At 69.9% G+C, this 21307-nt stretch carries 26 protein-coding genes; 20 read left to right on the top strand and 6 right to left on the bottom strand.

The window, feature by feature from the left end; translation table 11 throughout:
- Positions 1-3: 3 nt before the first annotated feature.
- From ACQPXG_RS08640 to ACQPXG_RS08650, 3 genes are all read left to right on the top strand, one after another.
- Complete coding sequence (locus tag ACQPXG_RS08640; protein WP_433467090.1) at positions 4-876, top strand: TIGR03620 family F420-dependent LLM class oxidoreductase; 873 nt, start codon at positions 4-6, stop codon at positions 874-876.
- A gap of 135 nt (positions 877-1011) precedes the next feature.
- Positions 1012-1587, top strand: a complete 576-nt coding sequence (locus ACQPXG_RS08645) for a TIGR03086 family metal-binding protein (protein ID WP_433467091.1) — start codon at positions 1012-1014, stop codon at positions 1585-1587.
- A gap of 73 nt (positions 1588-1660) precedes the next feature.
- Positions 1661-3805, top strand: coding sequence for an acyl-CoA dehydrogenase (locus ACQPXG_RS08650; RefSeq protein ID WP_433467092.1), 2145 nt, complete (start codon positions 1661-1663; stop codon positions 3803-3805).
- Positions 3806-3915: 110 nt separating this feature from the next.
- Here ACQPXG_RS08650 and ACQPXG_RS08655 read toward each other — a convergent pair whose 3' ends face one another.
- The 3 genes from ACQPXG_RS08655 to ACQPXG_RS08665 all read right to left on the bottom strand — a co-directional run bounded on the left by ACQPXG_RS08655 (position 3916) and on the right by ACQPXG_RS08665 (position 6073).
- Positions 3916-4953 carry an aldo/keto reductase gene (locus ACQPXG_RS08655; RefSeq protein WP_433467093.1) on the bottom strand — a complete coding sequence of 346 codons (1038 nt, stop codon included), beginning with the start codon at positions 4951-4953 and terminating at the stop codon, positions 3916-3918.
- An 81-nt stretch (positions 4954-5034) separates the two neighbouring features.
- On the bottom strand, positions 5035-5742 hold the full coding sequence (gene hypB, locus ACQPXG_RS08660) for a hydrogenase nickel incorporation protein HypB (RefSeq protein WP_433467094.1): 708 nt from the start codon (positions 5740-5742) through the stop codon (positions 5035-5037).
- Positions 5735-6073 (bottom strand): hydrogenase maturation nickel metallochaperone HypA, encoded by a 339-nt coding sequence (locus ACQPXG_RS08665; protein ID WP_433467095.1) that lies wholly within the window; start codon positions 6071-6073, stop codon positions 5735-5737. Before ACQPXG_RS08665 ends, hypB begins: the two co-directional genes overlap by 8 nt.
- 184 nt (positions 6074-6257) lie before the next feature.
- Here ACQPXG_RS08665 and ACQPXG_RS08670 point away from each other — a divergent pair, with 184 nt between their 5' ends.
- Genes ACQPXG_RS08670 through hypE form a run of 15 tightly spaced genes read left to right on the top strand, consistent with a single transcriptional unit; the run spans position 6258 to position 16996 of the window.
- The gene (locus tag ACQPXG_RS08670) at positions 6258-7307 is read left to right on the top strand and encodes a hydrogenase expression protein HypE (RefSeq protein ID WP_433467096.1); all 1050 of its coding nucleotides are present in this window, start codon (positions 6258-6260) and stop codon (positions 7305-7307) included.
- Between the two features lie 13 nt (positions 7308-7320).
- Positions 7321-9135: a nickel-dependent hydrogenase large subunit gene (locus ACQPXG_RS08675; protein ID WP_433467097.1), complete on the top strand. Its 1815-nt coding sequence runs from the start codon at positions 7321-7323 to the stop codon at positions 9133-9135.
- Complete coding sequence (locus ACQPXG_RS08680) at positions 9135-9620, top strand: hypothetical protein (RefSeq protein ID WP_433467098.1); 486 nt, start codon at positions 9135-9137, stop codon at positions 9618-9620. Before ACQPXG_RS08675 ends, ACQPXG_RS08680 begins: the two co-directional genes overlap by 1 nt.
- Positions 9617-10237 (top strand): DUF5947 family protein, encoded by a 621-nt coding sequence (locus ACQPXG_RS08685; protein WP_433467099.1) that lies wholly within the window; start codon positions 9617-9619, stop codon positions 10235-10237. Before ACQPXG_RS08680 ends, ACQPXG_RS08685 begins: the two co-directional genes overlap by 4 nt.
- Positions 10234-10437: a hypothetical protein gene (locus ACQPXG_RS08690; protein WP_433467100.1), complete on the top strand. Its 204-nt coding sequence runs from the start codon at positions 10234-10236 to the stop codon at positions 10435-10437. The genes ACQPXG_RS08685 and ACQPXG_RS08690 overlap by 4 nt, the downstream gene beginning before the upstream one ends.
- Before the next feature lie 53 nt (positions 10438-10490).
- Positions 10491-11174, top strand: a complete 684-nt coding sequence (locus ACQPXG_RS08695) for a DUF6084 family protein (protein ID WP_433467101.1) — start codon at positions 10491-10493, stop codon at positions 11172-11174.
- Positions 11162-12181 carry a hypothetical protein gene (locus tag ACQPXG_RS08700; protein ID WP_433467102.1) on the top strand — a complete coding sequence of 340 codons (1020 nt, stop codon included), beginning with the start codon at positions 11162-11164 and terminating at the stop codon, positions 12179-12181. The genes ACQPXG_RS08695 and ACQPXG_RS08700 overlap by 13 nt, the downstream gene beginning before the upstream one ends.
- A complete protein-coding gene (locus tag ACQPXG_RS08705) occupies positions 12178-12945 on the top strand; it encodes a hydrogenase maturation protease (RefSeq protein ID WP_433467103.1) in 768 nt (255 codons plus the stop codon). Before ACQPXG_RS08700 ends, ACQPXG_RS08705 begins: the two co-directional genes overlap by 4 nt.
- Positions 12942-13073, top strand: a complete 132-nt coding sequence (locus ACQPXG_RS08710) for a hypothetical protein (protein ID WP_433467104.1) — start codon at positions 12942-12944, stop codon at positions 13071-13073. Before ACQPXG_RS08705 ends, ACQPXG_RS08710 begins: the two co-directional genes overlap by 4 nt.
- 31 nt (positions 13074-13104) lie before the next feature.
- Positions 13105-13695: a D-sedoheptulose-7-phosphate isomerase gene (locus ACQPXG_RS08715; RefSeq protein ID WP_433467105.1), complete on the top strand. Its 591-nt coding sequence runs from the start codon at positions 13105-13107 to the stop codon at positions 13693-13695.
- Positions 13692-13895, top strand: coding sequence for a HypC/HybG/HupF family hydrogenase formation chaperone (locus ACQPXG_RS08720; RefSeq protein WP_433467106.1), 204 nt, complete (start codon positions 13692-13694; stop codon positions 13893-13895). Before ACQPXG_RS08715 ends, ACQPXG_RS08720 begins: the two co-directional genes overlap by 4 nt.
- A gap of 5 nt (positions 13896-13900) precedes the next feature.
- Entirely contained in the window at positions 13901-14539 is a 639-nt protein-coding gene (locus tag ACQPXG_RS08725) for a D-sedoheptulose-7-phosphate isomerase (protein ID WP_433467107.1), read from the top strand.
- Entirely contained in the window at positions 14539-14808 is a 270-nt protein-coding gene (locus ACQPXG_RS08730; protein WP_433467108.1) for a HypC/HybG/HupF family hydrogenase formation chaperone, read from the top strand. Before ACQPXG_RS08725 ends, ACQPXG_RS08730 begins: the two co-directional genes overlap by 1 nt.
- Entirely contained in the window at positions 14808-15932 is a 1125-nt protein-coding gene (gene hypD, locus ACQPXG_RS08735; protein WP_433467109.1) for a hydrogenase formation protein HypD, read from the top strand. Before ACQPXG_RS08730 ends, hypD begins: the two co-directional genes overlap by 1 nt.
- Positions 15929-16996: a hydrogenase expression/formation protein HypE gene (gene hypE / locus ACQPXG_RS08740; protein WP_433467110.1), complete on the top strand. Its 1068-nt coding sequence runs from the start codon at positions 15929-15931 to the stop codon at positions 16994-16996. The genes hypD and hypE overlap by 4 nt, the downstream gene beginning before the upstream one ends.
- A gap of 428 nt (positions 16997-17424) precedes the next feature.
- Here hypE and ACQPXG_RS08745 read toward each other — a convergent pair whose 3' ends face one another.
- Entirely contained in the window at positions 17425-17823 is a 399-nt protein-coding gene (locus tag ACQPXG_RS08745) for an ATP-binding protein (RefSeq protein ID WP_433467111.1), read from the bottom strand.
- Positions 17824-17979: 156 nt separating this feature from the next.
- On the opposite strand from ACQPXG_RS08745, the gene ACQPXG_RS08750 reads away from it, so the two are divergent.
- Positions 17980-18789: a helix-turn-helix domain-containing protein gene (locus ACQPXG_RS08750; RefSeq protein WP_433467112.1), complete on the top strand. Its 810-nt coding sequence runs from the start codon at positions 17980-17982 to the stop codon at positions 18787-18789.
- Positions 18780-18965 carry a DUF397 domain-containing protein gene (locus ACQPXG_RS08755; protein ID WP_433467113.1) on the top strand — a complete coding sequence of 62 codons (186 nt, stop codon included), beginning with the start codon at positions 18780-18782 and terminating at the stop codon, positions 18963-18965. Before ACQPXG_RS08750 ends, ACQPXG_RS08755 begins: the two co-directional genes overlap by 10 nt.
- Before the next feature lie 15 nt (positions 18966-18980).
- On the opposite strand, the gene ACQPXG_RS08760 is transcribed toward ACQPXG_RS08755, so the two are convergent.
- Entirely contained in the window at positions 18981-19247 is a 267-nt protein-coding gene (locus tag ACQPXG_RS08760; protein WP_433469929.1) for a DUF6406 domain-containing protein, read from the bottom strand.
- Positions 19248-19249: 2 nt separating this feature from the next.
- Positions 19250-20791, bottom strand: a complete 1542-nt coding sequence (locus tag ACQPXG_RS08765; RefSeq protein ID WP_433467114.1) for a hypothetical protein — start codon at positions 20789-20791, stop codon at positions 19250-19252.
- Positions 20792-21307 lie beyond the last annotated feature (516 nt).

Consider the following 21307-nt stretch of genomic DNA (forward strand, 5'->3'; position numbering starts at 1 on the left):
GTGATGAGCGCCATCGACCGCGAGGACCTCGGGACGTTCGGGATCTACACCTTCGACTTCGAGAACCTGCCGGCTGCGCGGATGCGCGAGTCCGTCCAGGAGCTGGAGGAGCAGGGATGGCGGGCCCTCTGGATTCCGGAGGCCGCCGGGCGCGAGGCGCTCACCCACGCCGGCTTTCTGCTCGCCGGCACCGGACGGATGCACGTCGTCAACGGCATCGCGCAGATCTGGTCGCGCGAGGCGCGCCGGACGCACGGCGCGGCCGTCCTGCTGGCCGACGCCTACCCCGGGCGGCACGTGCTCGGGCTGGGGTTCGGCGGCGAGCCGCATCCGGGGATCAAGCCCCTGGCCGCGATGCGGGAGTACCTGGACGAACTGGACGCGCTCGAAGCGTCCGACCCCATGGCGAAGGCTCCGATCCGCCGCGTCCTCGCCGCGTACGGGCCCAAGATGCTCGAACTGGCCCGCGACCGCACGCTCGGCGCGCACACCTACCACGTCAACGTGGCGCACACCGCGCAGGCACGGGAGATCCTCGGCCCGGACGCGTTCCTCGCCGTCGAACACCCGGTGCTGTTCGAGCCGGACCCCGGCAAGGCCCGCGCGCTCGCCCGGGAGCACCTGGACCCGTACCTGAACACCCCGTACAACATCGCGAAGTTCCGCAGGCTGGGCTACTCGGAGGACGAGATCGCCACCGGGGCCGACCGGCTCGTCGACGACCTCGTCTTCTGGGGCGACCTCGACACGATCGTCAAGCGGCTCCACGCGCACGTCGAGGCCGGCGCCGATCATGTCGCCGTCCAGGTGATCGGAATCGGACCGGGCGAGTCCGCGATGCCGCACTGGCGCCTCCTGAGCGATGCCCTGGCCTGAACGGGCCATAGACGGGAACGACGCCGGGCAGTCACCTCGCGGCAGGTTGTTTTCACTCGTCGAGTCCGGGCCGATGACTTTCTGCTCGGGGTCCGGTCCATAGAACAGTGGGCCGTCACCCCGAATGGAGGCCGGATGCGCGAGCGGACGCGCGTGCCGCAGGCAGTGATGCGCGGCAGGCTGCTGGAGCGGGCGATCGGCTACGCGCTGACAGCCGTGCAGGCGGTCACGCCGCAGATGCTCGCGCGCCCCACGCCGTGCGAGTCCTGGGATCTCGACATGCTCATGCTGCACCTCGGTGATTCGCTGGACGCACTGCACGAGGGGATGAGCATCGGTCAGGTCGAGACGGTGCCGCCCCAGGCGGAACCGGTGGACGACCCCGTGTCGGCATTGCGTGTGCGAGCCGTCCGCCTGCTGAAGGTGTCCGCCGCCCGGCGCACCGTGACGATCGGCGACCGGCGGCTGGCCGGCGGGCTGGTCGCCGCGGCCGGCGCGATCGAGGTGGCCGTGCACGGCTGGGACCTTTCCCAGGCCACGGGGGAGGGACGTCCCATCCCGCCGGACCTGGCGGACGAGTTGATGGCGTTCTGCCCGCTGGTGGTGCCCGAGACGCGGAGCCCGCTGTTCGCCGATCCGGTCGAGCCGGGACCGCGCGCCGGACCGGGCGACCGCCTGGTCGCCTACCTCGGCCGCCGCCCGCCCGGCTGACGCGCCCCCCTCGCGCCGGACCCCGACCGAATGACATTCTGGTGTCCTGGCCGGAACGACGCTTGGAGGGGCCATGGCGATCGCCATCAGCGACGAGCACCGCGAACTGGCGCGGACGGCACGCTCGTTCCTGCGCGACCAGGAGGCGCGTGCGGCGAACCGCGCGCTGCTGGAGGCGGACAAGGAGACGCTGCCCGCCTTCTGGGCGGAGTTCGCCGCGCTCGGGCTGCTCGGCCTGCATCTTCCCGAGGAGTACGGCGGCGGTGGCGCCGGGCTGCCGGAGCTGGTCGTGGTCGCCGAGGAGCTCGGCCGCGCGGCCGCGCCCGGCCCGATGCTGCCCACGATGATCGCGTCCGCCGCGGTCGCCGCGTCCGGGAACGAGGAGCAGCGGGCGCGGCTCCTTCCCGGTCTCGCCTCGGGCGAGATCCCGGCGGCGCTCGGGCTGGACGGTTCGCTCACCGTGCGGGACGGCGTCGCCACCGGGGACGGCGGCGTCGTGCTGGGCGGCGGCCTCGCGGAACTGCTCGTCCTGCCGGCGGGCGACGACATGGTCATCGTGCGGGCGGACGCGCCGGGCGTCACCGTCGAGGTCCCCGGCAACCTGGACCCGTCCCGCCGTTCGGCGCGCGTCCGGCTCGACGGCGCCGCCGTGGACGTCCTCGCCGGAGCCGCGGCGCGGGCCACCGCCATCGCCCGGACGCTGCTGTCCGCCGAGGCGGTCGGCGGCGCCCTCGAATGCGTCGAGACCGCCACCGCGTACGCCAAGGTGAGGCACCAGTTCGGCCGCCCGATCGGGATGTTCCAGGCCGTCAAGCACCACTGCGCGAACATGCTCGTCGCCGCCGAACTGGGCACGGCCGCCGTGTGGGACGCGGCGCGGGCCGAGACCGGCCCGTCCGCCCAGTTCGAGCTCGCGGCGGCCGTCGCCGCGGCGCTCGCCCTGCCCGCGTTCACGTCCAACGCCGGCCTGAACATCCAGGTGCACGGCGGCATCGGCTTCACCTGGGAACACGACGCCCACCTGCTGCTGCGGCGGGCGGCGACGCTGGAGGCCGTCGCGGGCCCGCACGCGGCGGAGCGGGACGTGACGCGGCTCCGGGCCGCCGGGGTCGTCCGGGAGGCGAACCTGGACCTGCCGCCCGAGGCCGAGGCGCGGCGCCCGGAGATCCGCGCACTGGCCCGCGAGATCGCCGCGCTGCCGGCCGCCGAGCAGCGGCGGCGGCTCATCGAGACCGGCTACGCCCAGCCGCACTGGCCGCGCCCCTGGGGTGTCGAGGCGAGTGCCGGACTGCAGCTCGTCATCGAGGACGAGTTCCGCGCCGCCGGCGTCAAGCGTCCCCAGCTCGGCATCACCGGCTGGGTGATCCTCACCCTGATCCAGCACGGCACGCAGGACCAGATCGACCGCTGGGTCCGCCCGGCGCTGACCGGCGACGAGATCTGGTGCCAGCTGTTCAGCGAGCCGGACGCCGGGTCGGACGCCGCCGCCGTCAAGACCCGCGCCGTCAGGGCCGACGGCGGCTGGCTGATCAACGGCCAGAAGGTCTGGACGAGCGGTGCCCACTACTGCCGCTGGGGCTTCGCGACCGTCCGCACCGACCCGGACGCCCCCAAGCACTCCGGCGTAACCATGGTCGTCATCGACATGGAGCACCCCGGCGTCGAGGTCCGGCCGCTGCGCCAGACGACCGGCGACTCCGACTTCAACGAGGTGTTCTTCTCCGACGTCTTCGTCCCGGACGCCGACGTCGTCGGCACGCCGAACCAGGGCTGGACGGTCGCCCGCGCCACCCTCGGCAACGAGCGCGTCAGCATCGGCGGCGGCCTCGGCGGCCCGCCCGGACCGGACGTGATCCGGCTCTACACCGAGCGCGGCGACCGCGTCCCCGCCGCCGCCGAGCGCGTCGGCGCGTACGCCGCCGAGGAGCAGGCCCTGCGCCTGCTCAACCTGCGGTCCGCCGAACGCGCCGTCGCCGGCGGCGAACCCGGCCCGGAAGGCAACATCACCAAGCTCGTCCTGGCCGAGCACGGCCACGCCACCGCCGGCCTCCTCGCCGAGTTCGCCGGCCCCGGCACCGCCTTCACCGACGGCCTCGGCCAGGCCGCGGGCTGGATCCGCCTCGGCTCCCGCGGCCTGTCCATCGCCGGCGGCACGTCCGAGATCACCCGCAACCAGATAGCCGAACGCATCCTCGGCCTCCCCCGCGAGAAGTACTAGCCCAGGGGGGCGACCCCCTGGAACCCCCGTTACGGGCCGGGCGACCTCCGGGCGCAGAACGCCCTCCGCCCACCCGGCCCGTGACCGTGGCCGAGGTTCAACCTGCTGGGTCAGCGGCGGCGGCGGGTGTCGGGGGTCAGGGACGGGTTTCCGGTCAGGTGGTCGATGCCGCCGATGTCGGTGCCCGGCGGGACGACCTCGTCGATGGCGTCCAGGGTGGCGGCGTCGAGGCGGACGTCGGCGGCCGCGAGCAGGTCGTCCAGCTGGGTCATGGTCTTCGGGCCGATGATCGTGGACGTGATCGCCGGGTGCTCGCCGACGAAGGCCAGGGCCAGGTGGGTCAGCGACAGGCCGGCGTTCTCGGCGATCTTCGTGAGGCGCTCGACGGCGTCGTAGCGGACCGGCGCGTTCGGGTCCACGTCGACGGTGCGCCGCCGCCACGCCGGGTTGTCCGAAGGGGCGAACCGGGCGCCCGCCGGAGCGTCCTCGCCGCGCCGGTACTTTCCGGTCAGCCAGCCTCCGGCGAGCGGGCTCCACGGGATGACGCCCATACCGTGCCGCTGCGCGGCGGGCAGCATGGACTCCTCGATCGACCGGGCGAAGATCGAGTACTGCGGCTGCTCGCAGACGAACCGGACGCCGCCCCGGCGCTCGGCCGCCCACTGCGCCTCGACGATCCAGTCGGCCGGGTAGGACGACGACCCGACGTACAGGACCTTGCCCTGGCGGACGAGGTCGGTCAGCGCGTCGAGGGTCTCCTCCAGGTCGGCGTCCCAGTCGCGGCGGTGCATCTGGTACAGGTCGATGTGGTCGGTGCCGAGCCGGCGGAGGCTGTTCTCCACGGCCCGGACGATGTAACGCCGCGACCCGCCGCGGCCGTTGCGCTCCTCGCCGAGCGGGAAGAAGAACTTGGTCGCGAGAACGACGTCGTCCCGGCGGCCCTTGAGGGCCTTCCCGACGATCTCCTCGCTCTCCCCGGCGGAGTACATGTCGGCGGTGTCGATGAAGTTGATCCCGGCGTCCAGCGCCTTGTGGACGATGCGCTCGGACTCGTCGTGGTCGGGATTGCCGACGGCGCCGAACATCATCGCGCCGAGGCACTGGGTGCTGACCTCGACTCCGGTGCGGCCGAGCTTGCGGTACTGCATCTGAGCGTGCTCCCTCGTCAGGCGTACGCCCAGAACGCTAGGAGCTGGAGTGCGCTCAAGGTCAAGGGCGCCGACCGCGCGTCAGGCTTCGGCCAGCCAGTCGTACCAGGCGTCGAGGCCGTCGCCCCGGGTCGCCGAGACCGGGAGGACGGTGAGGCCGGGGCAGAGGCGGTGGGCGGCGTTCCGGCAGGCGTCCATGTCGAAGTCGACGTACGGGAGCAGGTCGACCTTGTTGAGCAGGAGGACGTCCGCGCCCCGGAACATGTGCGGGTACTTCAGCGGCTTGTCGGCGCCCTCCGTGACGGACATGAGCACGACCCGGGCCCGTTCGCCGAGGTCGAACAGGGCGGGACAGACGAGGTTGCCGACGTTCTCGACGAACACCGTCGAACCGTCCGGCGGTGAGAGCGCGGCCAGCGCGTCCGCCACCATCGCGGCGTCGAGGTGGCAGCCGGCGCCGGTGTTGACCTGGACGGTCCGGGCCCCGGCGGCGGTGAGGCGCCGCGCGTCCAGCAGCGTCTCCTGGTCGCCCTCGATCACCGAGATCGGACGTTCCCGGCTCAGGTCGGCGACGGTGCGTTCGAGCAGCGTCGTCTTCCCCGAGCCGGGGGAGCTCATCACGTTGAGCGCGGTGACGCCCCGCTCGGCCAGCCAGGCCCGGTTCCGCCCGGCCAGGTCGTCGTTGCGGGCCAGGACCTTCTGGTCCAGCGTGACGACGTGGCCGTGACCGTGGTCCAGGGTGGTCAGGCGCACGCCGTCCCCGGCGTCGCAGCCGCAGGTCTCACACATCGTCGGCGACCTCCACGGCCTTGATCGTCAGGTCGGCGCCGCCGCTGACCGTCACGTCGGCGCTGCCGCACGGGCAGAGCGCGAGCGGCTCGCGGGCGGGGAAGGACGTCCCGCAGCTCGCGCAGTGGCCCTCGCCCTCGGGCTCGGTGATGTCGAGCCGGGCGCCCGCCACGCAGGTCCCCTCACCGGCGAGTTCGAAGCAGAATCGCACCGCGTCCGGCATGACTCCGGAAAGTCTCCCTATTTCGAGGTGGACCACCACCACTCGCGAATCGGGCAATTGCGCGGAAATCGCAGCTATGACGCTCTCCGTGACGGCCAATTCGTGCACGCGTCCTCCCGGCCTGTTTCCGCTCGCCCGTCGCTGCTCCGCTGCCCCGATCTTCCCTGTTCAAACGGTGTGTTTACCGAACGGAGACGATCAATTGAAGGGCTTTTCGGGCGGTGTTTCGCAGGGTTCCCGCAGGGCAGGCCGCATTGGTAAATGATCTCAGCCGGTCGGGGGAGGGAAGCGGATGGTGAGCGTCGCTCCGGCGGAACCGCTGGCGGACGAGATCCACATTCTGTGGACGTCCGAGGGAATGAGCTGCGACGGGGACACGATCTCGGTGACCGCGGCTTCGCTGCCGAGCATCGAGGACGTCGTCCTCGGTGCGATACCGGGCCTGCCCAAGGTCCACCTGCACAACAAGGTGCTCGCGTACGAGAACGGCGACGAGTTCATGGAGGCGTTCCGGCAGGCGGCGCGCGGCGAACTCGACCCGTTCGTCCTCGTCGTCGAGGGGTCGATCCCGAACGAGAACATCAACGGGGACGGCTACTGGACGTCCATGGGCAACGACCCCGAGACGGGCGAGCCGATCACGGTGAACGAGTGGATCGACCGGCTCGCGCCGAAGGCGTGGGCGGTCGTCGCGGCGGGCACGTGCGCGACCTTCGGCGGCATCCACGCGATGGCGGGCAACCCGACCGGGTGCATGGGCCTCGCCGACTACCTCGGCTGGGACTTCCGGTCCGCCGGCGGGATGCCGATCGTGAACGTGCCGGGCTGCCCCGTCCAGCCGGACAACTTCATGGAGACGCTGCTGTGGGTGCTGCACCAGGCGGCCGGGCAGGCGCCCGTCATCCCGCTGGACGAGCAGCTCCGTCCCACCTGGCTGTTCGGCAAGACGGTCCACGAGGGCTGCGACCGCGCCGCCTACTACGAGCAGGCCGACTTCGCCCGCGACTACAACTCGCCGAAGTGCCAGGTGAAGGTCGGCTGCTGGGGACCGGTGGTGAACTGCAACGTCACCAAGCGCGGCTGGATGGACGGCGTCGGCGGCTGCCCCAACGTGGGCGGCATCTGCATCGGCTGCACGATGCCCGGCTTCCCCGACAAGTTCATGCCGTTCATGGACGAGCCGCCCGGTGCGAGCCTCTCGACGACCCTGCTGCGGACCTACGGGCCGTTCATCCGGACGATGCGGTCGATCACCAACAGGAGTGCCAACAGGGAACCGAAGTGGCGCCACAACCGAGACCGGCTGACCAGCGGCTACCAGCCCCGCTGGCCGCACAACTGAAAGGCGGCCGTACATGAAACAGGGCACCCAGACGCGTGGCGGCCGGGCGGCCACGCAGGCGGGCCTCGTCGAGGTGGCGTTCGACCCGATCACCCGGATCGTCGGCAACCTCGGCATCTACACGAAGATCGACTTCGCGAACAAGCAGGTGGCGGAGTGCAAGAGCACCTCGTCCATCTTCCGCGGCTACAGCGTGTTCATGAAGGGCAAGGACCCGCGCGACGCGCACTTCATCACCAGCCGCATCTGCGGTATCTGCGGCGACAACCACGCGACCTGCTCGGTCTACGCGCAGAACATGGCGTACGGGATCAAGCCGCCGCCGCTCGCCGACTGGATCATCAACCTCGGCGAGGCCGCCGAGTACATGTTCGACCACACGCTCTTCCAGGACAACCTGGTGTTCGTCGACTTCTGCGAGCGGATGGTCGCCGAGACGAACCCGGGCCTGCTGACGACGGCCAAGAACACCGACGCGCCGCGCGGTTCCGTCCACGGGTTCCGCACGATCGCCGACATCATGACGGCGTTCAACCCGTTCGAGGGCTCGGTCTACAAGGAGGCCCTTCAGCTGAGCCGCATCACCCGCGAGATGATCTGCCTGATGGAGGGACGGCACGTCCACCCGTCCACGCTGTATCCGGGCGGGGTGGGGACGGTCGCGACCCCGCAGGTGTTCACCGACTATCTCGTCCGGCTCACCCGCTGCCTCGACTTCGTCAAGCGCGCCGTCGCGATGAACGACGACATCTTCGACTTCTTCCTGGAGGCGCTGCCCGGTTACGACCAGGTCGGCCGCCGGCGGACACTGCTCGGTTGCTGGGGTGCGTTCCAGAACCCGGACGTCGTCGACTACGACTACCGGCACATGTCCGACTGGGGACGCGCCGCCTTCGTCACCCCGGGCATCGTCGTGGACGGGCAGCTCGTCACGACGGACCTGGTCGACATCAACCTCGGCATGCGGATCCTGCTGGGCAGCTCGTACTACGACGACTGGGTCGGCGAGGAGACGTTCGTCAAGGAGGACCCGCTCGGCAACCCCGTCGACCAGCGGCACCCGTGGAACCAGACGACGCTGCCGAACCCGCAGCGGCGCGACCTCGACGGCGGCAAGTACAGCTGGGTGATGAGCCCGCGCTGGAAGCATCCCGAGACCGGCGACCATCTCGCGCTCGACACCGGCGGCGGGCCGCTCGCCCGGCTGTGGGCGACCGCGCTGGCCGGCGAGGTGGACACGCCGTACGTCCGGTCCACCGGGCACAGCGTGCAGATCGACCTGCCGAAGACGCCCGGCATGCCCGAGGTCAACCTGGAGTGGACGCCGCCGCAGTACGCCAACACGATCGAACGCGACCGCGCCCGCGCGTACTTCATCGCCTACGCGGCCGGGATGGCGCTGTACTTCGCCGAGAAGGCACTCGACGAGGTCCGGGCCGGGCGGACGAAGGTGTTCACCGACTTCGACGTGCCGGACGAGGCGATCGGCTGCGGGTTCCACGAGGCCGTGCGGGGCGTGCTGTCGCACCACCTCGTCATCCGCGACGGCAAGATCGCGAACTACCACCCGTACCCGCCGACGCCGTGGAACGCCAGCCCGCGCGACTCCTACGGAACGCCCGGGCCGTACGAGGACGCCGTCCAGGACCAGCCGATCTTCGAGGAGAACGGGCCGGACGACTTCAAGGGCATCGACATCATGCGGACGGTCCGCAGCTTCGACCCGTGCCTGCCGTGCGGCGTGCACATGTACGTCGGCAACGGCCGGACGATCGAGAAGAGGCACTCGCCGATGTTCGGTGCGCAGGAAAACCCTGGACAACACTGATGAGCTGGGACGACGAGCGGGTTCGCGAGCACGTCCGGCACCTTGAGGGGCTGATCGGCGGGCTGGATCCGGCGGCGGAGCCGGCCGTCCAGGCACTCGTGGAGCTGTACGGGGAGGCGCTCGACCGGATCGTCCGGCTCTCGGCGGACACGTCCGCGCTCACCGGGGACGAGCTGGTCGGCCACCTGCTGCTCACGCACGGCCTGCACCCGGAAACACCGGAAACACGGGTGCGGCGGGCGCTCGGCGCGCTGGACGGCTTTCTCGGCAAGCACCGGACGTCCGCCGAGTTCGCCGGGATCGAGGGCGAGACGGTGCGGTTGAAGGTGGCCGCCAAGGGCCGCGCCGCCGCACCCGGCCCGGTGCGGGAGGCGGTGGAGCAGGCGGTGCTGGCCGCGGCGCCGGAAATGGCGCGGGTCGAGATCGAGGCGCCCGCGCCGGAGCCGGTGCTGATCCCGCTCGACCAGCTGCGGAGCCGGGTATGACGTCCGAGCTGTCCACCCCGCGGCTGGCGGCGCTGGCCTCGGCCCCGCCGGCTCCGCCGCAGGCCGAGGCGCCCGGGCGGTGCGAGCTGTGCGCCGAACCGCTGCACGACACGCACCGGCATCTTCTCGACATGGAGAAGGGTGAGCCGCTGTGCGCGTGCGGTGCGTGCACCGTCCTGTTCGACGATCAGGCGGCGGGCGGGCGGCACTACCGGCTCGTTCCGGACGGACGGCGCGAACTGACCGGCTTCCATCTGGACGGCCCCCTGTGGGCGGGCCTCGGCGTCCCCGTCGACCTGGCGTTCTTCTCCGTGGCGGAGACGGGCGAGGTCACGGCTCGGTACCCGAGCCCGGCCGGGGCGCTGCACGCGGCCGTCCACGCCGACAGCTGGCGGCGGCTGGCCGAGGCCAACCCCGTCCTGGCCGGGCTGCGCCCGGACGTGGAGGCGCTCGTCGTGCACCGGGCGCGCGGCGCGTCCGAGCACTGGATCCTCCCGGTCGACGACTGCTACCGGCTCACCGCCCTGCTGCGCGAGCACTGGACGGGCTTCGCCGGCGGCGACGCGGTCTGGGACCGCATCGGCGCCTTCTTCGAGGAGATGAGGGGAGAGCAATGATCAAGGTTGGCCGGCCCGACGTGAAACCCGACAGGCCTTCGCACACCAAGGGCGTCCGCGAGGGCAACAGCAGCGGCAACTACGAGAAGCAGGCGGGGCACCTGCCCGACGGGACGTCCACGGCGGCCCGCTCCACCGGGATCAACCCGTCGTCCCACGGGCCGATTCTCGACTCGATGCCGAACCTGTCACCGGCATGAGCGAAGCGAACCCGGGGGGTGTGGGGGGTCGTCCCCCCTCGAATGAGCACGGCATGAGCGGGGCGAGTGGGCTGCCGGAGCTGGGGCTCGATCTGCTCGGCATCGAGGCGGAGACGTTCGCGGCGACGCCGACGCTGAACCTGCGGATCGGGCTGCGGCGGATGGACGGCGGGCCCGTCCAGTGCGTCCTGCTCACCACGACCGTGACGATCGCGGCGGCCCGCCGGGGTTACGACGACGCCGAACGCGACCGGCTCGCCGGCGTGTTCGGCACGCCGGACATGTGGGACAGGTCGCTGCAGGGGCTGACGTGGGCGCGGGTCGGCGTCACCGTGCCGACGTTCCGCGGCGGGACGGAGGTGGCGCTCTCCCTGCCATGCGGGCACGACATGCAGGTGGCGGCCGACCGCTACCTGCACGCGCTCGGAGGCGGCGACGTCCCGCTCGACCTCACCTTCAACGGCACGGTCTTCTACCCGGGCGAGGACGGCAGGCTGCGCACCGGGCAGATCCCATGGCACCACGAGGCCACCGGCGTCCTGCCCGTCCAGGTGTGGCGGGACCTGATGGGCCGCTACTACGGCACCGCCCGCTGGCTTCGCCTGGACGACGACTGCTTCGCCCGTCTCTCCGCCTACCGGGCGCGGCGCGCGCACTCCTCGTTCGACGACACGGTCGACGAACTCCTTCGCCGCGCCGAGACGCTCCGCGAGGAGGAGGAAGAGTGGACCACATAAGGGCGATCGCGGATGCGGTCCTGTACGAGGGCTACCTGCTGTGGCCCTACCGCCGGTCGTCCTTGAAGAACCGGCAGCGCTGGACGATCGGCGGGGTCTACCCGCGCCCGTACGCCGACAACGCCAACGACCACTGGAACGTCCATGCGGAGTTCCTGCTGGAGACGACACCGGGCACCGATGTCGAGGTGACGCTGCGCTTCCTGCACGCGGTCCACCGCCAGGTGATGAACGGCGACACCCCCACGGACGAGCTCCAGGTAGGGGACGAGACGTACACCACCTGGCAGGAGGCCCGTGAGCGCGAGATCACCACGGACCGGATCGCGATCGAGCGCCTGCTGGAAAGCCCGGCCCGGATCCCGATCGCGATGGCGCCGGGCACGGAGGCCGAACAGCTCATCCCCATGGCGAGCACCGGAGCGAACGTCCGGGCGATCAACGGCGGCCGAGCGGGTGTGCGGTTCGTGCGGGACTGGGGGCGGGTGGACGGATGGGTCGGCGTGTCCGCCGAACCTGTCGGGGACGGTGTCGTGCGGCTGCGGATCGACGTCGTCAACAGCGGCGACGCGGAGGGGCGTGAAGAGGCCGTCAACGCCGGAATGCTGTGCGCGCACGTGGTGGCGAACACCCGGGATGGGGCGTTCGTCTCGCTGACCGACCCGCCGGACGAGCTGGCAGAGGCCGCGGCCGGGTGCGGCAAGGACGGACTGTGGCCGGTGCTCGCGGGGGAGCCGGGCAGCCACGACACCGTCCTCGCGGCGCCGATCGTCCTCTACGACTGGCCGCAGGTGGCGCCGGAGAGCCCCGGCGACCTGTTCGACGGGACGGAGATCGACCGGCTGCTGATCCTCAGCGTGCTCAGCCTCACCGAGGAGGAGCGGCGGGAGATGGCGGCGACCGACCCGAAGGCGCGGCAGATCCTGGAACGGTGCGGCGCCCTGTCGTCCGGCGAGCTGCTCGCCTTGCACGGCACCCTGCGCGACCCGCGGAAGGACGTCTGGTGAGCGGCGGAAGGACGGTCGCCGGCGGGCGGGAGATGGCGCCCGGGAGCCGGGTCCGGCTGTGCCCGCGCGGTCGCGGCGCGGACATCTTCGACCTCGCCCTCGTCGGGCGCACCGCCACCGTCGAACGGGTCGACGAGGACATGGAGGGCAGGCTGCACCTGGTGGTCGCGCTCGACGACGACCCGGGCCGCGACCTCGGCCCCCGCAACCAGCTGGGGCACCGCTTCTTCGTCGGCCTGGACGAGGTCGAGCCGCTGGCCGGGGACGCGCCGTCCCGCAAGGTGCTCGTGGCGGGCATCGGGAACGTGTTCCACGGCGACGACGGGTTCGGCGTGGAGGTCGTCCGGAGGCTGGCGGAGCGGACACTGCCCCCCGGCGTGGACGTCACCGACTTCGGCATCCGCGGCATCGACCTGATGTACGCGCTCGGGGACGGCTACGAGACCGTCGTCCTGGTCGACGCGGCGGCGCGCGGGCACGAGCCCGGCACCGTGTCGCTCGTCGAGCCCGACCCGGACGGCTTCGGCGGCGTCGCCGTCGACGCGCACGGTCTCGACCCCGCGCAGGTACTGCGGCTGGCCAGGGACAACGGCCCGGTACCGGCGCGGATCCTGCTCGTCGCGTGCGAACCGTCGGCGCGGACCACGGACGCCACGTGGGAGATGAAGCTCAGCGCGCCGGTCGGCGCGGCGGTCGCCGAGGCCGTCCTGCTGATCGAGCGGCTGCTCGCGAAGGAACTCACAGAGAGGGGAGTGGAGAAATGAGGAAGGGAATCCGCATCGGCCCGGGCATGATCCGGCTGATGGTCGCCCTGTTCGTACTCACCGTGCTGGTCGTCCTCGTCAAGGAGATGCCTGCGCTGCGCCGGTACATGAAGGCCGAGTCCATGTGATGGAACCGCTGACATGTGATCGGACGACACGATGACCGTGGCGGAGGTGTTCCGGCGCCGGGTGGAGCCGGGCGCCGCGCTCGCCAGGGACGCGGACGCCCTCGCCGCCGCCTGCCACGCGATGGCGGTCCGCTTCCACCGCGGGGGGCGACTGTTCACCTTCGGCAACGGCGCCGCCGCGACCGACGCGCAGCACGTGGCGGTCGAGTTCGTGCACCCGGTGATCGTCGGGAAGCGGGCGCTGCCCGCGCTGTCGCTCACCGGCGACGTCGCGACCCTCACCGGGGTCTGCGCCGGAGCGGGGTTCGGCGACGTCTTCGCGCACCAGGTCCGCTGCTTCGGCGGGCCCGACGACATCGCGTTCGGGATCTCGCCGGACGGCCGCTGCGACAACGTCCTGCGCGGCATGGAGAGCGCCCGGGACCTCGGCATGCTGACGGTCGCGCTGACGGGCGGGGACGGGGGAGCGCTGACCGGGGCGGCCGACCATCTGGTGACCGTCCGGTCCGACGACCCGCGCGTCGTCAAGGAGGTGCACGTCACGGCCTACCACGTGCTCTGGGAACTGGTGCACGTGTTCCTTGAGCAGCCCGGCGTGCTCGGCCAGGAGGTGGGCGCGTGACGGATTGCACGGGCGACCACTGCGTGACCTGCGCGGACGAGGCGGTCCCGGCCGTCGTCGTGCGGCTGCTCGACGGCGGCCTCGCCGACGTCGACATCGGGGACGGGCGGCTCGAACAGGTCAGCGTGGCACTGGTGGACACCGCCGTGGGCGGCACCGTGCTCGTCCACGCCAAGGAGGCGATCGGGGTCGTGACGTGACCGAGATGCTCTATCCGTTTCTCTACGCGGGCGGGTCGGGGCTGGACACCCTCATGGAGGACGTCCGCCGCTCGACGCTGGAGAAGGCCAATGACATCGTGCGGCTCCGCGAGACCGTCCTGCAGAAGTACGGCGGGGAACTCGCGGTCTGCGCCGCGCGGATGGCGGCCGCCTTCCGGTCTGGCGGCCGGCTGTTCACGTTCGGGAACGGCGGCAGCTCGACCGACGCGCAGGACGTCGCCGCGCTGTTCCTCAACCCGGGCGGGCCGGCGCGCCCGCTGCCCGCGCTGGCGCTCACGACCGATGTCGCCGTCGTCACCGCGCTGTCCAACGACGTCGGGTTCGAGGTGGTGTTCGCCCGCCAGCTCGCCGCGTTCGGGCGGCCGGGCGACATCGCGCTGGCGCTGTCGACCAGCGGGAACTCCGACAACCTGATCGCCGCGCTGCGGGAGGCGACCCGGCGCGGGATGGTGACGGTCGGCCTCGCCGGCTACACCGGCGGGCAGATGGCGGAGACGCCCGGCCTGAACCACCTGTTCGTGGTGCCGTCGTCGTCCGTCCACCGCATCCAGGAGGCGCAGACGACCGTCTACCACGTCCTGTGGGAGCTGACGCAGGCGGAACTGACCCGGGAGGCCCGCTGATGTGCCTGGCGATACCGGGCGAGATCGTGGAGATCATGCCGGACCGTCCGCTGGCGAAGGTCGACGTGACCGGCGTCCGGCGGGCGGTGAACATCGGCCTGCTGGACGGGGAGGGGCTCGCCCCGGGCGACTGGGTGCTCATCCATGTCGGGTTCGCCATGTCCAAGATCGACGAGGACGAGGCGCGGGCGACGCTGACGATGCTGGAGGGCATCGGCGCGGCCTACGACGACGAGATCGACGCACTGCGGGAATCGAGGATCGACTGATGCGCTTCGTCGACGAGTACCGGGACGCGGAGAAGGCGCGGGCGCTCGCGGCCTCGATCGCGTCCCTGTGCGAGCCCGGCCGGCAGTACAAGTTCATGGAGGTGTGCGGGGGCCACACCCACACCATCTACAAGCACGGCATCGAGGACTACCTGCCGGAGAACATCTCGCTGGTGCACGGGCCCGGCTGCCCGGTGTGCGTGATCCCGATGGGGCGGGTGGACGACGCGATCCACATCGCGTCGCAGCCGGACGTGATCATGGCCTCGTTCGGCGACATGATGCGCGTGCCGGGCGGCGGCGGATCGTTCTTCGACGCCAAGGCCGCCGGCGCGGACATCCGGATGGTGTACTCGCCGCTGGACGCGCTGAAGATCGCCGAACGGAACCCGTCGCGGCGGGTCGTGTTCATGGGGATCGGGTTCGAGACGACCGCGCCGTCCACCGCGATGACGGTGCTGCGGGCGGCGGCGGCCGGGGTGACGAACTTCTCGGTGTTCTGCAACCACGTGACGATCCTTCCGGCGATCAAGGCGATCCTCGACTCGCCGGACCTGCGGCTCGACGGCTTCATCGGCCCCGGGCACGTCTCGACGGTCATCGGCTGCCGGCCGTACTCCTTCATCACGGGCGACTACGGCAAGCCGCTGGTGGTCGCCGGGTTCGAGCCGCTGGACCTGCTGCAGTCCGTGCACATGCTGCTCCTCCAACTCGCTTCGGGGCGGTCGGAGGTCGAGAACCAGTACGGCCGGGTCGTCCCGTGGGACGGCAACGCCAAGGCGCTGGAGGTCATCGGCCGGACGATGGAGCCGCGTCCCTACTTCGAGTGGCGCGGGCTCGGCTTCATCTCGCACTCCGCGCTCCGGATGAAGGACGAGTACGCGGCCTTCGACGCCGAGCGCATCTTCGACATCCCGGGCGGGCGGGTCGCGGACCCGAAGGCGTGCCAGTGCGGCGAGGTGCTCAAGGGCGTCCTGAAACCGTGGGAATGCAAGGTGTTCGGGACGGCCTGCACGCCGGAGACGCCGATCGGGACGTGCATGGTCTCGTCCGAGGGCGCCTGCGCCGCCTACTACAACTTCGGCCGCTTCACCCGGGAGCGGGTCAGAGAGGCCATCCGATGATCATCCGTGAGGAGCAGGTCCTCGAACGCATCGAGCGCGCCCGGAGCCGCAAGGCCCGGCTCCGCGACGACACGATCACGCTCGCGCACGGCTCCGGCGGCAAGGCCACCCACACGCTGGTCGAGGCGGTGTTCCGGGAGGCGTTCGGCAACCCGCTGCTGGACCGGCTCGACGACTCGGCGCGCTTCGCGGTGAACGGCGCCGACCTGGCCTTCACCACCGACTCGTACGTGGTGTCACCGCTGTTCTTCCCTGGCGGCGACATCGGCGACCTGGCCGTCAACGGAACCGTCAACGACCTCGCGGTGTCCGGGGCGACCCCGCTGCACCTGTCCGCCGGGTTCATCCTCGAAGAGGGCTTCCCGGTCGCGGACCTGCGCCGCATCACCGCGTCGATGCGGCTCGCCGCGGAGGCCGCCGGCGTGGACATCGTCACGGGCGACACCAAGGTCGTCCAGCGCGGGAAGGCCGACGGCTGCTACATCAACACGGCCGGCGTGGGGGTAGCCCACTCCTCGCCGCCGGGCGAGATCCGCCCGGGCGACGCCGTGCTCGTGACCGGGCCGATCGGCGAGCACGGTGTCACGATCATGCTGGCGCGCGGCGAGCTCGACATCGAGGCCGACCTGTCGTCCGACACCGCGCCGCTGAACTGCCTGCTCGCCGACGTGGCCGGCGCGTGCCCCGGCGGCGTCCGCCGGATGCGGGACGCGACCCGGGGCGGTGTGGCGACCGTCCTCAACGAGTTCGTGTCGGACTCGGGCACGACCGTGGTGGTGGACGAGGACGCGATCCCCGTGCGTCCCGCCGTGCGCGGCGCCTGCGAACTCCTGGGCATCGACCCGATGTACGTCGCGTGCGAGGGCAGCGCCGTGATCGTGGTCGCCCCGGACGCGGCGGACGCGGCCCTGTCGGCCCTGCAAGGCCACCCGCTGGGCGCGGACGCCGCCGTCATCGGCCGCGTCACGGACGACCCGTCCGGCCTCGTCCTGCTGAAGACCGCCTTCGGCGGCACCCGCATCGTCGACCTCCTGGTAGGCGACCCCCTACCCCGCATCTGCTGAGGCCGGGTAGCCGGTCCGCCGGGGCCGTGAACGAGACTGGCCCTCCCCCGAGCGGGGAAGGGCCAGTACTGGGCGGGTCCTCGTCATCTAGCGATGAGGACCCGAATTATGGGCCGAAGTCACCCGAGTACAGACGGACCCGGCGGAAGCGGCGGAATCGGCCACGGACGGCCCCCGGGCTCAGGGCCTCGCGGGTCCGGCGGCGTCGACTGCAACATAGCGTCCTCCAGAGATCTTCTGTGCGACGTCGTACGCAACCAGTGATGCGCACGGTGCCCAAGTGATGAACCTGGGCAGGAGAAACAGTCCTGCCAGGCGTTCGAGTCGCAACACCGCTCCAATGATTCAGGGCGGACTGTGACGGGGAACATACGGTTCTTGAGCAGGTCGCCAACCTGATCAGCGGCGCTGGCGTTCGGCTTGGACGTTCAGCGGCCGCAACGGGCCCAAACGGTCTTTCCTTCCTTGTCGAGCGGCCGGACACCCCAGTCGTGGACGAGCTGAGCCATGAGCAGCAGCCCACGCCCGCAGGTCGCGTCGCGGTCCTCTTCCTGAATTGCGGGTCGCCCCGGGCCCTCGTCCGAGACCTCGATGACGGTGAGCGGCTCGTGCGGGTCGGGGAAGACGCGGACGACGATGTGCCCGAATCCGACGTGCTTGTGGGAATTTGTAACCAATTCCGTAACCACGAGTCGGCCGACGAAGTCCTCGGTATGGCCGATCTCGCGGAACCGCTCCGTCAGGTAACGCCGCGCCTCCGCGGGCGCCCGGTCGGTCGGTTCAAGGACGAGCGCCGGCGTCTCCGGCGCGAGAGCTGCTGCTGACATCGGGGTACGACCTTCGAATCGTGTCCGGTTCTCGTATCTGTCAGTAAGCCACCCATTGACGCAGAGTTAGCGTTAATCTCCGAGAAGACGAAACAACCTGCTGCTGATCTTCAGCAGCGGTTACAAGCGGTTCCAGTCGGTTAAGGAGCGATGGGCATGGCATCCCCCCGACGACGTGCGGCGACGTCGCCCGCGCTGGCGGCCTTCGGCCGGCAACTGCGGCGGTACAGGGAGCGGGCCGGGTTGAGCCAGGCGCGCGTGGCGCAGCGTACGGGCAAGACCGCGGCCTTCGTCTCACAGATCGAGAACGGGAAGAAGCGCTGCAGACGCACCTTCGTCGAGATCATGGACCCGGAGCTCAAGGCGGGGGGTGTACTCCTCAACCTCTACGACGACCTGAACGGCGACGGCACGCCGGGTTTCCCGACGTGGTTCGACTGGCCCGAGGTGGAGGCCGAGGCCGACGTGCTGACCTGGTGGGAACACACCGTCATCCCTGGTCTATTGCAAAAAGAGAGCTACGCTCGCGCTTTCCTGGCGACACCGGAAGCCGTGGCGGCCCGCATGGCGCGTCAGGAGATCCTCACGCGAGACGTTCCAGCTCCGACTACCCTGATCGCGTTCGTGAGCGAACAGGCGATCACGAATCTCATAGGTTCACGCGAGATCATGAGGGAGCAACTGGAGCACCTGATAGTCATGAGCGAGCTACCGAACGTCACGGTCCAGGTCGTCGTAAACGACGACGGTGTTCCCGCTGGGACAGGCGGGGCGTTCATTGTCGCGACGATGAAGGACCGGAGCGAGGTGGCGTATCTTGAGACGACGGTGCGCGGAATTACGACCGATGACGAGAACGATCTTTCTGGATTGGCTCGTACAATAAGAATATTGGGAAGCAAGGCTCTCCCGGCAAGCATGTCACGGGAGATGATAAGAAAGGTCATAGAAAGCAAATGGACCTGAGTGGTGCTGTGTGGCGCAAGGCAATGAAGAGTGGTGAGAACGGCGGGGCATGCGTCGAGCTGGCATCCGTTTCTTGTGTGGTTGCAGTGCGTGACAGCAAGGATCCCGGCGGCCCCAAGATCATCGTGAGCCGCGATGAGTTCAGGCGATTCGCTGAGACCCTCAAGAACGTCTGAATCTCGAAGCGGAAGTCAACTGATTCGACGCACGACGACTTCCCACTCCCAGTCGGCGTTGTCTGGAAAAACAACCTCGGCGACCTGCCATGTCTCGTCGTCCACCGGGAAATTTTCACCGGGGTGAAGCGTGTACTCGAATTCTTCTGCAGTCTTCTCCATTGAGACCCCGAGAATGACCTCCGGGGGATCCTGGCGCTTCACTCGCATGACATCGAAGCCGGCCTTCCCGATCGTATAGAACCGGTTGGGCTTGATCCGGTGTTCGGTAATGCCTTCCATCTTCACTGACCTCCGGCTTCGTCTTCGAGTGCGGCATAGTAGCTATTGAAATACTTTGAAAATTCTGCTACGGGTATCGCGTCAGGGTGCTTGTGGCCGTAGGGGTTTCGCATAAGGACCTTGCCGTTCTCGACACCAATCAGCTCATACGCGTGCTGGCATCTCAGTTTGTATGCATCCGGATCGGCGCGTTGCATGGAATCCGGCAGGGTCGAGAACACGCTCGGCCGCTCAGATTCGACCAGGTCGGTCAGGACCGCTTCGTTGTCGGCGACGGCTCCCGGATCGGTGTCCAGGCGGTTGACACGAGCCGCCCTCCCGGTCAGCTGTGTAAGGATCTCGGCCTGGGTCCAGGCTCCGGTCCCCTTGTCGAGGCGAGCATAGCCACGTTCGCTGGGGTTGCCGACCAGTGGGTTCTGGCCGCGATCGGGTGGCCAGGTTTCATCGACGGCACCTAGGGCCTTCTCGATGTACCCGGGCCAGGTGACACCCGCTCTCGTGCATCGCGCAAACGCGGCCTCGTTCGTCCTTTCGGTAAATACTGGAATATCCTTCGACATCGTGACGTCGATCACGCGTCCGGTGGGTGCCGTCACGTCTCGATCTCTGAATTCCGCCTCGTGCAAGGCCACAGTCACCGTGCCGTCGTTGTTGTCTCGTACCGAGTCATGAATCTTGTCCGGTGAGGTTCCGGCCACGGCTCCTATCGCCGCGATGACGCCACAGTCACCGAGCGCCCCCTGCATCGCGTCCTCTCTCTTGGGCATCTCATCGAACAGTGGGAGTTCGTATTTCGCGCCGTCCTCATTCGTTCCCTGCGGGCGGCCGTACTCGACCTGCGACCTGAGGTCCTCAGGGATGTCGAGCCGATCCGCCGCTACCTCGATCTTCTCCCCGGTGTCGTTCGCGGACGCTTTGTCGGCAGGTGATGCGGGCTCTCCCTTCCCGACGATCTGCTCGGTCGCGGCCATCCAGGCCGACAGATCATCATTTACTCCCCGCACTGGATGGGGAACCTGCCCGGCGGCGCCGTCCTTGGAATTGGCCTCGGAAATATTGAGATTCTTGGGCTCGGTTGCCTTGGTCCTATCGGTCTCTGCCTCGGTGCCCGGGACTTCGGCTGTATTGCCGCGGTCTGCGCCCTGGGCACCGGTTCCGTTCGGTGGCTCGCTCATGCCTGGTGTCGGCTGGTCGCGATCGCCCGGGTCTTCGTCGGTGCGGGCGCGGGGGCCCTCGGTCCGGCGTTTCTCGTTGACGGGCTCGGTCTTCGGCTCGTCCACATTCTGTTCGGGCCCGCTGGGCTGCGGGGCGTCCTTCTTCTCGCCGGTGCCGTCGGTCTGGGACGGAACCGTTTTTACGTCGGTCTTCTCGGAGCCGTTCTGCTCCTGGGGGAGTTCGCGAGCGCGGGCGAGGCTTTCCAAGCGAGACGGCTGGCCGGGGGAGCCGGGGTTGTCGGGCCGCAGACCCGGCGGCCGGCCCTGCGCCGTGGGCTTGTCGATGGCTTCGGTGTGGGTGTCGGTCCCGCTGGTGTGCTCGATGCCCACGCTTGCAGCCCTTTCGCCGAGGGATACGAACCTGTCCAGGGGGAGCCGGGACAGCTCGCCAGGGCGTGTCCCTTCGGCCGCGGGGGCTGACGCCGGATCACACCGAGCCCTATGTAATCGCGCACATGGGGATTTTGCACGCGTGGACGTCGTCTCGAGGTCGTCTCGAATGCGTCTCGATGGCCGGGCGATTGCAGCTACCGATGTTTCGTCATCTTGTGGGATATCCACGGCCCGATCATGTGCGCACGAGGGCGTGATTCGAGAATCACGATGCCCCGATCAGCGTGAGCGGAGAGGTCGTCGTGGTGACTGGCCATGGCTCGCGGTGTGGTGGCCGGGGGAGTGTTCGTGCGATGTGCGAGAAGCCCCGTGGTTTCGACGAGGCGGCGCCGCGTGCCGCGGCGGCCCCGCGGCCGATCTTCGTGTGCGGGTACTCTTGGGCGGACCCGGTCCCGTTGGCTCCTCGGGTGACTACGCCGTCAACCTTTACGGTGCCAAAGTACCGGGTGACGG

It is taken from the genome of Spirillospora sp. CA-128828 (assembly GCF_050945415.1).
GTDB lineage: Bacteria > Actinomycetota > Actinomycetes > Streptosporangiales > Streptosporangiaceae > Spirillospora.